Genomic DNA, 14,260 nt, shown 5'->3' on the forward strand with positions numbered 1-14,260 from the left:
AATTAGTCTTCCGCAGCAACTCCCTCTTCCTGAGGAAGCGCCATTTGTCCTGAATCCTCAGCCCTGTCACGGAGCTGGGCGGATATTTGTTTGCGGGTTTTAGCACCAAGCTTACGCAGACTATCAATACGCTTCACCGCATTACCACGCCCTGTCGCCAGTCGCTTGTAAGTCTGCTGGTAGGCGTCATCCGCTTGGCGCAAGCGGTCACCAAGAACATCCAGTGACTCCAGCACCATAGCAAACTGATCGTGCAGTTTGCCGGCTTCGTCGGCGATTTTTTCCGCGTTCTTGTTTTGTTTCTCGTAGCGCCAGATATTCTCGACGGTACGCAGGGTCGCCATCAGGCTGGTGGGGCTCACCAGGACAATTTGCTTCTCATACGCGAAACGGAACAGGTCCGGGTCCGCTTGCATAGCCAACATATACGCAGCCTCAATGGGCACGAAAATAAAGACGAAATCCAGGGTGCGAACACCCTCCAACTGCTCGTAGGCCTTCTTGTTAAGGCCGGTGATATGGGCGCGCAGGGAATTCACATGCTGCTTCAGGGCCTGAGTGCGCTCCTCATCGGTTTCCGCCGAGCTGTAGCGCTCGTAATCCACCAGGGAGACCTTGGAATCGATAATCAGGTCTTTGTTTTCCGGCAGGCGCACAATCACATCTGGCTGGCGCCTGCGGCCATCACTCGTCAGCGTTACTTGCGTTTCGTATTCGCGACCCTTCTGCAAGCCGGATTCCTCCAGCAAACGCTCCAGCACCACTTCCCCCCAGTTACCCTGGATCTTGCGATCCCCTTTCAGGGCCGAAGTCAGGTTCAGGGCCTCATCGCTGATGCGCTGGGTTTGCTCGCGCAACGCCTTGATCTGCCCGAGCAGACTGTTGCGCTCGGCATTTTCGCGATCATAGACATGCTCCACCCGCTTGCGGAAATCCCCCAGCTGGCGCTCCAGCGGATCGAGACTTTTGCGCAGGCTGTCTTCACTGCGGCGCACGAAGCTCTGCTGCTTCTCTTCAAAAATCCGGTTGGCCAGATTCTCGAACTGCTCACCCATGGCAATACGCATTTGCTCCATCAGCTTGCGCTGCTCCGCCAGGGCCGCCTCCCCTTTTTCTACCAACACTTGGCTTCTCGTGAGCTGTTGCAGCTTATCCGCCAGCTCGGTACGCAGGGATTCCACCTCAACCCCAAGCTGGGACTCCCGCTCGCGGCTGCTTTCGATACGCGCCTGAGCCACCTGCAAAGCGGCTTCGCTTTGCAATAAAGCGCGGCGGCTACTGGCTCGCGCCAACCAAAACACCAAGCCCAACAGAAACAAGATGGCAACAGCCGCCATCACCGCATGATCGGCATTCAATTGCAGCGGGAACGCTGGCATAGAGTGGTACTCCCAGACCTGGAAAGAGATGGATAAATCAGGATTTTGCCAGGGGCCTCGCCCGCTGGCCTGCCCGGGATACCACCCAGGCGAAGGCGCCATTCTACCAGCTTGCCCCTGGAAAGTACCCCGCGCCAGCCCAGCCGATAACCTCAGTAACAAGGGATAGGTTTGCGCCCGAGAAGACCCAGCGGGAATTTTTACGGGGTTTTAGGTATTCTTGGAGGATTGGTTTCGATGTTGGTACTCCAGAACGCATGCACAAACACAGCGCCCTCCCAGACAGCCCAGCCCCCAGCGCCCTGATCTTTGATTCCGGCGTGGGCGCCGTCAGCATTGCGCGGGAGATCCGCCGCCTGATGCCGGGCCTGACCTTGCACCTGGGTGTGGACAACGGCTTTTACCCCTACGGCAACAAAAGCGAAGAAGAACTGCGCCCCCGGATCGTCCAGCAGGCCCAAGCCATGATGGAGCACTGCGGTGCCGATATTTTAGTGGTGGGCTGCAACACCGCCAGCACCCTGGCCCTACCCCAGCTGCGCGAATCCCTGAAGAAACCCGTAGTGGGCGTTGTACCCGCTGTGAAACCCGCCGCTGCCGCCAGCCGTTCCCGCACTATTGCCCTGATTGCCACCGAAGGCACCGTAAACCGCCGCTACACCCGCGAACTGATCGAGCAATTTGCCAACGGCAACCGGGTAATTAATGTGCCCGCACCGGAGTTGGTGCATCTGGCGGAAAGCAAACTGCGCGGCGAAACCATCACCGCAGAGGATTTGGAGCCGGTATTACACCGCGTATTCCACACCGCCGGTGGCGACCAAGTGGATATTGCCGTATTGGCCTGCACTCACTTTCCCCTTCTGCGGGAAGAACTGGACCAGTTCGCCCCTCGCTCAATCCAGTGGCTGGATTCCGGTGAAGCCATCGCCCGGCGAGTGCGCTGGTGGCTGGACGAACTCGAGCTGATGCTGCCGGATGCGCCAAACACTGGCCGCCTGATCACCAGCACGGTTGACCTAACCGGCAATATAGAACGGGCCTTTAGCGAGTTCGCCCCAGTTGCCGAACCCCTCGAGCCCAACACCTAAGATCGCCAAAATGATGAGAACCGCGCAACAGAGTTGACAGCTCCGTCACAAACCGCGACCGTTCCCCGAATAACAAGCCCTAACCGGTACCCGAATTCATGCTGAAGCCGGCATTTCCCGCTCTCGAAGTATTTGCGCAGCTGCCTCCCGGAGGACTGCTGCTCACCCCCAACAACCGTTTGCGCAACCGCTGCCAACAGGTGTTTGCCGCGCAGCAGTCGCCCGGTGCCTGCTGGGTGCCGCCGCCGGTGGAATCCCTGCGCAGCTGGCTGGACAAGCTCTGGTTCCAACTGCAACAGCGCAACTGGCAGCCCGCCTTGCAGCAGGTATTGAATCGCGAGCAACGGCAGTTACTCTGGCAGCGCGCCCTGGATGAATCCCTGGACCGGCAACTGCTCAACAGCCAGCAACTGTGCCGGGATGCCGATAGCGCCCTGGCGCAGCTGCTCCAATGGCAGCTGATCTCCGATCTCTCGCAAATAGATGAAACGCTAACTCCCCTACTGGAACAGTTCGCACTCTCTATGCGTAGCGACGAACTGCCGCTGTGCACTATGATCAAAGCCTTTGCCACTGAGCTTCAGGCCCACAGCGCCATCACGCCAGACCAGCGCGATCAATTGATCCTGCGCGCATTCCAGGAAGGCATTCTGGAACCCCTGCCGCAAATTGATACCGCCGGCTTTGCCCAGATTTCGCCCCTCGCCAATGCCCTGATTCACGCAGGTGCCGAAGCTGTTAATGAAAGGCAGGGAATCACCCAGCAAAGCGAATTATCCGTAGCCGCCTGCGCCGATTTGGATGAAGAACTCTACCAGGCAGCCCTTTGGGCCGGGCAGAAATTGGCCGAAAATCCCGGCCACAGCGTCGGCATAGTGGTAAATAATCTGGGCCAGTGCCGCGCCCAGGTGGAAGCGGTATTTTCCCGCGTGCTCGAACCCCAATACCTGGACCCGCAGCAACCGCGCTACACACTCCCGTTTAACTTCTCCGCCGGTACGCCCCTGGCACAGACACCGGTCGGCAGCGCCGTCCTGCAATTGCTATCGCTACTGCAAGACGAATGGGATTACCCCCAATTGCAAAACATCCTGTTCAGCCCTTTCTGGGGCGACGACAGTGAAACCTGGTTGCGCAGCGCCCTGTTCCGCCGTTTACAAAAACTGGAACTTCGCCGCATCGACGGCGCAACCCTGCGCTACTGGGCCGAACGCACCGCAGAAGTCCTCCACTTGGAATCACCGCAACTGCCCCGCCAACTGGAACAAATGGCCGAACGCGCCCGGCGATGGCAGCGAGCCCCCGCAGAAATTTGGGCCGCGCGCTTTTCCGAAACCCTTAGCGCATTAAATTGGCCCGGCAGCCGCAACCCGGACAGCCAGGAATACCAGCAGCTGATGCAGTGGGAATCCATCCTGGAAGAGTTCGCCGCGCTCAGCGCCTGCGGTGGCAACCTTACCCTCACCCAGGCCCTACAATTGCTGCGTCAGATTGCCAGCCGCACCCCCTTCCAAGCGGAAACCCGCGATGGCCCCCTGCAAATTCTCGGGGTACTTGAAGCCGGCGGCCTCGCCTTCGATCACCTGCGCCTGGTCGGTTTCGGCCAACAGCAATGGCCGCCGGCACCGGCGCCCAATCCGCTGCTGCCAATTCAATGGCAAAAACACTGGAAGATGCCCCGCGCCAGTGCCGAGCGGGAATTGGAGCTAGCCCGCGAACTCACCGCCGACCTGCAGAATGCCAGCGGCGATATCGTCGTGAGTTACACCTGCGAAGAAGACGGTGTGCAGCAAGGCCTGAGCAGCTTGTTTGAAAGCCCGCAACAAGCTCAGCACTTTGCCGAAGGCGCCCTGCACAATCACTACAGCCAACTGGCGCAAGCCTGCCAACTGGAAAAAATCGAAGACAAAAAGCTACCGCCACTTACCCCCGCCGAATGCGAACGGGTGCGCGGCGGTGCCTCGGTACTCAAGGCCCAGGCCCTGTCCCCGTTAAATGCGCAGTTGCGCTTCCGCCTCGGCGCCAGCAGTTTTACCCAACCGGATATCGGCCTCGGCCCCGCCGAGCGCGGTAATGTGGTGCACCAGGTGCTGGCGGAATTCTGGCAACAGTGCGGCACCCTCGCACAACTGCAAGCTATGGACGATGAGCAACGCCAAGCGCAAATCGAACGAGCAGTGGAGCGCTCCCTCGGCAGTGTGCGCAAGAAATACAATCACCTGCCGGTCGGATTTTGGGCCATGGAAAAGCAGCGCCTGGAGCGCCTGCTGCAACAATGGCTGTCCGTGGAACTGGACAGGCCCAATTTCTCCGTAGAAAAAGTGGAATGGGAACAGGCCGTGGAAATCGGCGGGCTGCACTTTAACCTGCGCCTGGACCGATTGGACCAACTCGCCAGCGGCGAACAATTGGTAATCGATTACAAAACTGGCGTCCCCAGTATTCGCGACTGGCTTACCCAGCGTATCCGCGAACCCCAGCTGCCGCTCTACGCCCTATTCCAACCGGACGCCCACGCCATCGCCTTCGGCCAGGTGCGCAACGGCGACTGCAAATGGAATGGCTGCGGAGACCTGGAGCACCCCATCACCGGCATTAAAGCCGTGGGCGATACCGAAAAGGAATCCCCCTACGGCACCTGGAGCAATCTGGTGGAGCACTGGCGCTACAGCCTGGAATCCCTCGCCACTGAATATCGCAGTGGTGTAGCCACCCTCGCCTTTGATCGCCCCACCGATAACAACAGTGAACTCTGGCCCCTAAACCGCTGGCCGGAAAGGGAGCAAATAAGCGAATGAACGAAGTTGTGACCACTCCCGCCCTGCGCCGCCCCATCGATGCCGACGCCCGTAGCCAAGCCCTGGATATCAGTCGCAGTTTTGCCGTGTCTGCCCCGGCGGGCTCCGGTAAAACCGGCCTGCTCACCCAGCGCGTATTAAAGTTGCTCGCCGCCTGCCAGCAACCGGAAGAAGTGCTGGCCATTACCTTCACCCGCAAAGCTGCCGGTGAAATGCGCGAGCGCCTGATCGATGCCCTGCACAGCGCCCGCGACCAAGCCCGGCCAGACAACCCCCACGATGCCATCACCTGGGATTTAGCCCGCGCCTTGCTGGAGCGGGATCGCGAACTGGAATGGGAACTGCTGCAAACACCCCAGCGCCTGCGTATTCAAACCATCGACGGCCTCTGCCGCAGCCTCGCCAGCCAACTACCGATCGAAAGCGGCCTGGGCGCACCGGGTGAACCCCTGGAGCGCACCCAAATCGCCTTCGAACTGGCCGTGGTGAACCTGCTCAAACACCTCGATGGCGAAACCCCAGACGCAGATCTACAGCAACTGCTGCTCCACCTGGACAACGACCTGGGCCAGCTCAATAAACTGCTGCGTATTTTGCTGGACAAGCGCGAGCAATGGCTCGGCCCACTTTTGAGCGTCAACTTCGACGGCGCCCAGGATTATTTCCATTTTGTTATCGACGAACTGGTGGCAGAAAAGCTGCAAGACCTCACCACAGCCCTCGGCAGTTATGCCGGGGAACTGCTGGAGTTGGCCAGTTATGCCGGCGGCAATTTACAAAAGGAAAACCCCAGCCACGGTCTGTGCCTCTTCGCCGAACTGGACGACTTCCCCAGCACAGATAGCAGCGGCTTGTCCGCCTGGCTCGCCCTCGGCAGCCTGCTCCTCACCACCACCGGTGATCTGCGCAAAGGCGGCGGCATCAATAAGAAACTCGGCTTTGGCCTGCCGGATAAAAAAGATCCCGAGCGCCCCATCGCCGAAGAATACAAACAGCGCATGAAAGACCTGCTGGCGGAACTGGCCGGCAACGAATCGCTGCTCTCCGCACTGCGGGAAGTGGGCAAGCTCCCCAGCGGGCTGCAACAGAGCCAGTGGCAACTGCTGCAAGGGCTCGCCCGGGTACTGCCCAAGTTGGTCGCAGAATTAAAGCTGGTCTTCCAGCAGCTGGGCGCCACCGACTATACCGAAGTGGCCCAGGCCGCACTGATCGCCCTGGGCGATAGCGATAACCCCACAGACCTGGCCCTGAAACTGGACCTGCAAACCCAGCATATTCTGGTGGACGAGTTCCAGGACACCTCCCACACCCAGCTACAACTGCTGGAAAAACTCACTGCCGGCTGGCAGCAGGGAGACGGCCGCACCTTATTTATTGTCGGCGACGGCATGCAATCCTGTTACGGCTTCCGCAATGCCAACGTGGGTATTTTCCTGGATGCGCGCGAACGCGGTATCGGTGAAGTGCCCCTGGAAGCCCTCGACCTCCAGGTAAATTTCCGCTCCGAAAGCGCGGTGGTGAACTGGGTCAACGAGACTTTCCAAAGGGCCTTTCCGCAAGCGGACAATATCGGGCGCGGCGCCGTGCGCTATCTGCAATCCGAAGCTTTTAAAGGCAGCAAATGGGCCGAGCCCTCGGTGAATTTCTACGGCTGCATTGATGACGAAGACCGCAACCGCGAAGCCACTCAAGTGGTTGAACTGGTGCAGCAATTACAAGCGCAAGATCCGGAAAGCCGCATCGCCATTCTGGTGCGTAAGAAAAAACATCTGCAAAAAATTCTGCCGGCCCTAAGCGCAGCCAATATCGCCTTCCAGGCCCCAGAGCTGGCGCCACTCGCCAGTAAAATGGTGGTGTTGGATTTACTCAGCCTCACCCGCGCCCTGCTCGACCCCAGCGATCGAATCAGCTGGCTGGCCGTACTCCGCGCTCCCTGGTGCGGACTGCAACTGTCAGACCTTTACACCTTGGCCAACTGGGGCAATGGGGATATCACCGTAACCGATACCAGCGCACGCCCATTATTAATGACCTTGCAGGAAGTGGGCGATATCGCCCTGCTCAGCGATGAAGGGCGCACACGCCTGGCCCAAGTGGCTCCCAAACTGCTGCACGCCTGGCAACAGCGCGGCCGCAAACCCCTGCGCACCTGGATTGGAGGCCTCTGGCTGGAACTGGGCGGCCCCGCCACCGTTGCGCAAAAATCCGACCTGAATAATGTGCAGGATTTTCTGCAATTATTAGAAGCCTTCGATACCGGCGGGGCCATTACTGACTGGCAACAATTCACCCTGGCCCTGGAACAGCTCTACGCCCGCCCAGCCCAGGATGCCAAAGTGCAGGTGATGACCATTCACAAATCCAAAGGGCTGGAGTTCGAACACGTACTGATCCCAGGCCTGGACCAGGGCGGCAAACCCGGCAGCGACCAACTACTGCGCTGGAGTGAATGGCTTAGCCGCGAAGGCGAAAGCCGCTTCCTGCTCGCCCCCAAAAATGCGCGCGGCGGCCGCGACCCGGTTTTTGAATACCTGAAGCACGACAACAGCGAACGCGAACGCCTGGAAGGCACCCGCCTGTTGTATGTAGGTTGCACCCGCGCCATCCGCTCGCTGCATCTTTTAGCCTGCATCAACCGGGATGAAAAAAAGGGCCACCTAAAAGCCCCCGGCAGCGCCGCCTTACTCGCCGGCATTTGGCCCAGTGTTTTGCACCACCAGGAAAGCGACTGGTGTCACTGGCTGGAAGCAGAAGAACCCCTGCTCAACCAGGAAGAAACCAGCAGAGATCACGACTACCTGCTGCGCCTGCCCAACCAATGGCAACCCCAAGCCATGCCCCGGCAGGAATGGCTGGCCCAATACCGCATGCCAGACTACCAACCCAAAACCGAGGAAGAAGACAATATTCCCGAACTGGGCCAGGTAGCCCTGCGCTGGTTAAAACACGCCGGCACCGTAGCCCACGAAACCCTCGCCACCATTGCCGAGACCAATATCAGCGACTGGACACCCAACAAACTGGAAGCCCAACGCCCCCTATGGCAACTGCGCCTGAAACAATTAGGTCTATCCTCCACCAGCCTGGACCGCGCCGTCGAGAAAGTGGAGATCGCCGTACGCAACAGCCTCAACTGCCCCACCGGCCGTTGGCTATTGGATGGCTCACTAAGGGAGTCCGCTTGCGAACTGGAACTCCACAGCGGTGGCCGACAATTAAGACGTTCTATTGTCGACCGCACTTTTATCGATAACGAAGGTACCCGCTGGATTGTCGATTACAAAACGGCTGAACCCAGTGGTGAGGAAAGCCAGGAAGAGTTTATTGCGGCTCAGCTGGAGCAGTATCGGAATCAGTTGGAGAATTATCGCAAGCTCTTCTATGCGCGGGGGGAGCGGAATATTCGGTGTGCTTTGTATTTTCCGTTGATGCAGAGGTTAGTTGAGTTGGATTAGGGGAAGATGGATATAGCTCCGAGATTCATATCAATTATTTAAGAGAGCAGTACTGGATATGTAAAGGACAAGAGAAACCCAATTTCCATATTTTAAAGTAGCTCAATGTGATGCGATTAAGTAAACAAAATATAGATACATCACATCGAGCCAGCTCTAGGGGCTAAGTAATACGGAAGAGAACCGGTAATGCAGTCAAAAAGTGAAAGGAACCTCATCCAAGCATTATTCCAAAAGAGGTTTTGGGGTTCACTGGGTAAGCCCACAACAAATACAACTTGACCCAATATAGCTGACAGTACAAAGCATCTTAGAAAGAGAGACTAATTCCTACTTCGACCAGAGTCTACGGTCAACCACCTTATTGATTTTAGTAAAATAAAAACACGGATCACTTAACAATTCATAATTACTGAACTTGTTTTTTGGCGCATCATCAAATCGCAATACGGGCATTTCTTCACTGAAGTTCCGAAGACCAGATTTCGACAATGCTTTAATTTCTTCTTCAATTGAATCAGTTAATCTAATCTCAACACTATTCAATATAAAATTTGAAATTTCTTTGAATAACCCGAAAGCACCAGAATCATAATCATCAGTTGTGGCTCTAAATGAGAAAACCAATTCATGCTCAGATGAAATTGCAGCACGAACATAATATTTGATTAGATCACCTTCCTGGCAGCTTAAATCTTGAACAGCGTAGGCAACCCATTGAACACCATTCGCATTAGGTAACTTGAAGGTTTGCCAGAACAGCGGGAAAAGATAGAGCCATTCCTGGAAAACAGACCCCGTACCAGGGGAATAATAGGCTTTAATATCACTATCAACCCAATCCTCATAGTCACAGGCTTTAAGTAGATTTAAGTCATTGCCTATCTTCCTAAGTGAGGCAGTAAATTCCATCCCTCCAATACCAGGATTGATGAACGGCGGGCCATGATATTTATACCGTTCCTCTGCAAACAGTATGCCCCATGCATTGTTACGAATTTCATTAAAACTATCTAAGGAGTAGATATTCTCATTGAAAGCCAATGGCAAATCAGCACTTGGCTCTTCACCACTAATTTTTGAGGCGTTGCTTAAGGGCTTTAAAAAAGTAAGCTTGGTACCGGAAAGATTACATCTTACAGGTACTGACTTTCTTAAATTAGGCCCTTTAGGGCTTTGTGTAGTGCCAAATAGCATCAATATTTACAAGCTGTTTTCAAATTAGCTATTTAGGTTAGCACGAAATGCCTATATTGATCCAAAATGTCCGAACCAGCTTACCCTCCAGAGCGAAATCTATGAGTGAAGAATCCACACGCCCCTCCACCCTTCTAGTCAGTTGCAGACTCTTTTCAGACAGTGCATGTTCAATTATTGAACGAATACATCAAAACAAGAAACACAATAACTTGGCTTCTATTTCCCACAAATCTCAATCCGTCATCTTTTACCAACTATTTCAATGTAGTCGTCATATTTTGGATACACAGAGTGGTCAGGCCCCTTATCTTCATACATCTGCTTAAGCTTTTTGCCCAAATTTTCAGCCTGAACTACAATTTCACCAGCGTTGTTTCGAGTTTCTGCATCTTCAGACTCTAATTCTTTATATGTTTTTTGTAACTCGATTTCATTCAGGCGTATCAAGTTTAAGATATCGGCTATATCAAGCATAATAATACCTTCTGTGAACATTCTGCTAGGTTATCAAGCAACATACAAAACTTGGAACAGGCATGTTCCAACTTAGTCGAATCGAGCAATTAAAACACTAACTACCCAATGGGAAGTTGATAGCTCCAACACGAACACATAGAAAAATATCGGCGTCAAAATTATCTTATTAAAATTTATTAGGTTTTTCTAAGTATCAATTCTGCGTAGAATTGACTGATAGCTATCAGATTTTAGGGCTGTGAGCAGGCAAATTCTGTAAGGCCCGCCCTAAAGATAGATCCAGGAATTTTCTAACAAGAGCCACCTCTTCACTAGGAGAACGGTAGCGTGAAGTAAGAATAGAGAAAAGGCGCTGACCCAAGGTGCTGCAACACCAGGGGCCAGCTAACCAAATTGATAACGACAGTATCAAGATGGCTGTATGCATACTACGCTAGAAACCCGCTCGTCTTCAATAAAGTGGAGCACAATCAGCAGCTTGGAGCGACTCCCCAAGCTCTGGGAGCCTAGCGCCCGCCTTTTCCTATTCTGCGCCCACCGCCCCCGCGCCCCACCCCACTATTCCACCAAGTATCACTTACCAAGCTTCCCCACCACGGAATGCCCACCCACAGCTTGAGTATCGCCAGGAAACAAACATGTTGATCCTAAAGCGCCGAACAGGCGAGAATCTAAGAATTGGAACGACTGTCTCGATCACAGTGCTGGAAGTGAAGGGAAATCAAGTAAAGATAGGCATCCGCGCCCCTAAATCTCTTCCCGTACATCGAGAAGAGATCTATGTGCGCATTGAAAAAAAACGAAAAGTAGGTAATGGAAGGCGTTGAGGATAGGTTCTCCACGGAAGGAGACTATCACTTGTGATATCGCTCCGGTGGTAGTCGACCTTTTGGATAGCGACATGTATATCTTTGGCCATCGCACGAATACATTGCTCAGTTTCTACCTGAATGGGGAGTTTCATGCGAACGTAAGATAGAACTCAAGGCAAAACTAGAAACCTCAATTGGATTCGATAAGATATCTAATGTGACATCATTCTATCTCTAAATCGAAACCTAATTTAGCTGCTAATTTTACGGAGTTTAAAACACTCTCAAGATTGTGATGTGGTCGAATCCGGAAAATCATTTCCATTTGCAACAATCCTCTCAATTCCACCTTGAACAATAATTCGAGCGTCTTTCCGTGCTCTATCCTCTGTGAGTTCAGTCCAAGCTGCATTACGCACCCAGCAGAGCTCCTTTCTAAACACCACCACATCCATCACATACAAACCTTCCATTACGATCATCAATGGTTTTACTTTCCCTTGATGAAGAGCAACCTAAGCAATAACTTTCTATTTCAAAAGCAGTATAAAAAATTCCCTGCGTTAAATAAGTGCCCCTAACACAAGTAACGGTGCTTTACATTGTATCGGTGTTCCGACCTGAGCAGGCCCTAAAAATTGTTTTCATTACCGGGAAAATGAGATTCAGCATTGGCTTATATTTAAAACCCTACCCCAACCAAGCATAAGCTGAAAGTCGATTAATACATAGCAACGAAGCCGAGCAAGCTAAAAACTTTCCCTGAACATGACAAACGCCGCAAGGAGCAAATAATAGCCAAGGTCGAACCACGTTTCGTTACATCAAGCCTGTATTTAGTTATGACAAAGTCCGCTATCGAGGGACTGGTAAAGACACTGAGCAGCAGTGCTTGCCAGCAGGCTTCACCAGCTTACGAATAGAAAAAAAAATACTTGACTGCCGAGGAGACGATTGGAAAATCAACCATTGTAGGCTTCAAATGAAAAATCAATAAGATTTTACGCAGAAATTAAGCGTTTACGCGTAAAAAATGCATTTTAAAGCGACTTAGCTTGTACCCAGCAAAATGATTCGTTGATCAGAGACTCCTCAAGAAGCATCCCGTTAATCATTTAATTGACTTTTTGTTTTGATCCAGCGGTAAGATCAAACATTCATAAGTCATTCTAAATATCGAAATATCATTTAGGATAACTTTGTGTTATTTTATAAAGTAATTTTTAGAGTACTGGCCCAAAAGCATGATCAGATGCCATCTTGCACGCCTGATGGGCGAAAAAAAGTTGAAGGTAGTGGATGTCGCCCGAGAAACTGGACTCAATCGCAGCACAATCACCCTTTTGTACAAGGAAACCGCGCAACGCATCGATTTGGACACGATAGACAAACTATGTGATCTGTTTGAATGTGAAGTTTCTGATTTGCTCGAAAAAACCGAGCCATAGGCCATAGCTATTTACGGAAGTATAGAATTGACCAAACATACAGACATTCCAATTATTGACCTGTTTGCTGGGCCTGGAGGCTTAGGGGAAGGTTTTTCTCAATTGGAAGACAACAAAATTCGCTTCAAAATTGCCCTATCTATCGAAATGGATAAAGCAGCCCACAGCACATTAAACCTTCGGGCATTTTACCGCCAATTTGATTCCCCGCCCAAGGAATACTATCAATACCTTAATGGTGAAATCACCCAAGAAGAACTCTTCAAACACTACCCCAAAGAATCCAGTGATGCCGCCAATGAAGCATGGCACCACGAACTGAAAATGAGTGACTTGGATGAAGTCAAGGCACGAGCCAGAAAAGCACTGTCTGGATTTAGCTCAAAAGAATTCGTGATGATAGGTGGTCCGCCATGCCAAGCCTATTCCATTGCAGGAAGAGCAAGGATGCAATCCACACGGGAAAATTTTGACGATGATCCCCGACACTACCTGTACCGTCATTATCTGAGACTGGTTGCACATCTGAAACCAGCCTGTTTTGTTATGGAGAATGTGAAGGGACTAACATCAGCGAAAGTTCATGGAAATCCCATATTTCCACAGATAATGAAAGAACTGGAAACACCAGGACAGGTTGTTAAGGAACTGGACAACCTGGCCAGAACACCGTCAAATGCCGAATACCATATTTACTCTTTGGTCAAACCAGAACCAGAAGAAAATCAGCCACCGCTGCAACCTTCAGATTATGTAATCAACGCAGAAGATTATGGCATTCCACAGAGAAGGCACAGAGTAATACTTTTAGGCATAAGAAAAGACGTCGATCCCAAGCTGCCTACCAGGTTGAAGAAAGCCAAAGACCTGATCTCTGTGTCAGATGTTCTGGACAGCCTACCAGCTCTGCGGAGCCACGTTACCGGAAGACTAAACACACCTGAGGAATGGAATCAAGTCATGGCCGAAGGGCTTGGAAAGGGTGAGTTCGATAGCGTCGATACCAAAACCTTGGCCATGATCCGCAAGGTTGTCAAAATAGGCTACCAACAACTGGAGACGGGCAGCGTCCGCTACCTGAAACAGCCCGGCTCATCAGGAAAGTTGAATAACTGGTACAGGAAAAACTGCAGGCCCCTGAAAGTCGTGCTTAATCACCAAAGCAAAAGACATATGGAGTCCGATATTTGGCGTTACCTGTTTGCCTCCTGTTTTGCGAAAGTGCATGGCAGGCCCCCTTATCTGGGAGATTACCCCGATAACCTGTTACCCAATCACAAAAACGTGGACTCGGAGAGTAAGAAAACCGCCAAGTTTATCGATAGGTTCAAGGTTCAATTAGCCAACATTCCAGCAACAACTGTCATGTCCCACATTTCCAAAGATGGGCATTACTACATTCATCATGACCCATCACAATGCAGGGCATGGACTGTAAGAGAAGCTGCCAGGATACAAACGTTCCCAGACAACTACTTTTTCGAAGGAACCCGTACAGAGCAATATCATCAAGTGGGAAACGCCGTCCCTCCAAGACTTGCCTGGCAAATTTCCAATGTAGTTGCCGCTAACATGAAAAAAATTCTTTCGTTATAATCGG

Annotated in this window: 10 protein-coding genes; 6 read left to right on the forward strand and 4 right to left on the reverse strand. The window is 52.5% G+C overall.

Going from position 1 to position 14,260, the window contains the following annotated elements:
• Positions 1 to 2: 2 nt before the first annotated feature.
• Positions 3 to 1,481: a DNA recombination protein RmuC gene (locus tag ACJJIL_RS11385; RefSeq protein ID WP_444941903.1), complete on the reverse strand. Its 1,479-nt coding sequence runs from the start codon at positions 1,479 to 1,481 to the stop codon at positions 3 to 5.
• Positions 1,482 to 1,636: 155 nt separating this feature from the next.
• Between ACJJIL_RS11385 and murI the strand changes: the two genes are divergently transcribed.
• The 3 genes from murI to ACJJIL_RS11400 all read left to right on the forward strand — a co-directional run bounded on the left by murI (position 1,637) and on the right by ACJJIL_RS11400 (position 8,723).
• Positions 1,637 to 2,470 (forward strand): glutamate racemase, encoded by an 834-nt coding sequence (gene murI, locus ACJJIL_RS11390; RefSeq protein WP_445359723.1) that lies wholly within the window; start codon positions 1,637 to 1,639, stop codon positions 2,468 to 2,470.
• Between the two features lie 98 nt (positions 2,471 to 2,568).
• Positions 2,569 to 5,268 (forward strand): PD-(D/E)XK nuclease family protein, encoded by a 2,700-nt coding sequence (locus tag ACJJIL_RS11395; protein WP_445359724.1) that lies wholly within the window; start codon positions 2,569 to 2,571, stop codon positions 5,266 to 5,268.
• Complete coding sequence (locus tag ACJJIL_RS11400) at positions 5,265 to 8,723, forward strand: UvrD-helicase domain-containing protein (protein ID WP_445359725.1); 3,459 nt, start codon at positions 5,265 to 5,267, stop codon at positions 8,721 to 8,723. Before ACJJIL_RS11395 ends, ACJJIL_RS11400 begins: the two co-directional genes overlap by 4 nt.
• 330 nt (positions 8,724 to 9,053) lie before the next feature.
• On the opposite strand, the gene ACJJIL_RS11405 is transcribed toward ACJJIL_RS11400, so the two are convergent.
• Positions 9,054 to 9,920, reverse strand: a complete 867-nt coding sequence (locus ACJJIL_RS11405) for a hypothetical protein (RefSeq protein WP_445359726.1) — start codon at positions 9,918 to 9,920, stop codon at positions 9,054 to 9,056.
• 243 nt (positions 9,921 to 10,163) lie between these two features.
• Positions 10,164 to 10,397, reverse strand: coding sequence for a hypothetical protein (locus ACJJIL_RS11410; protein ID WP_445359727.1), 234 nt, complete (start codon positions 10,395 to 10,397; stop codon positions 10,164 to 10,166).
• Between the two features lie 641 nt (positions 10,398 to 11,038).
• Between ACJJIL_RS11410 and csrA the strand changes: the two genes are divergently transcribed.
• On the forward strand, positions 11,039 to 11,227 hold the full coding sequence (gene csrA, locus ACJJIL_RS11415; RefSeq protein ID WP_445359728.1) for a carbon storage regulator CsrA: 189 nt from the start codon (positions 11,039 to 11,041) through the stop codon (positions 11,225 to 11,227).
• 269 nt (positions 11,228 to 11,496) lie between these two features.
• On the opposite strand, the gene ACJJIL_RS11420 is transcribed toward csrA, so the two are convergent.
• A complete protein-coding gene (locus ACJJIL_RS11420) occupies positions 11,497 to 11,694 on the reverse strand; it encodes a hypothetical protein (RefSeq protein WP_445359729.1) in 198 nt (65 codons plus the stop codon).
• Positions 11,695 to 12,456: 762 nt separating this feature from the next.
• Here ACJJIL_RS11420 and ACJJIL_RS11425 point away from each other — a divergent pair.
• Both ACJJIL_RS11425 and ACJJIL_RS11430 read left to right on the forward strand, forming a co-directional pair.
• Positions 12,457 to 12,660, forward strand: a complete 204-nt coding sequence (locus ACJJIL_RS11425) for a helix-turn-helix domain-containing protein (RefSeq protein WP_445359730.1) — start codon at positions 12,457 to 12,459, stop codon at positions 12,658 to 12,660.
• A gap of 27 nt (positions 12,661 to 12,687) precedes the next feature.
• Positions 12,688 to 14,256 (forward strand): DNA cytosine methyltransferase, encoded by a 1,569-nt coding sequence (locus tag ACJJIL_RS11430; RefSeq protein ID WP_445359731.1) that lies wholly within the window; start codon positions 12,688 to 12,690, stop codon positions 14,254 to 14,256.
• Positions 14,257 to 14,260: the final 4 nt, after the last annotated feature.

The sequence above is a fragment of the Microbulbifer maximicatervae (SeqCode) genome, from assembly GCF_052468095.1.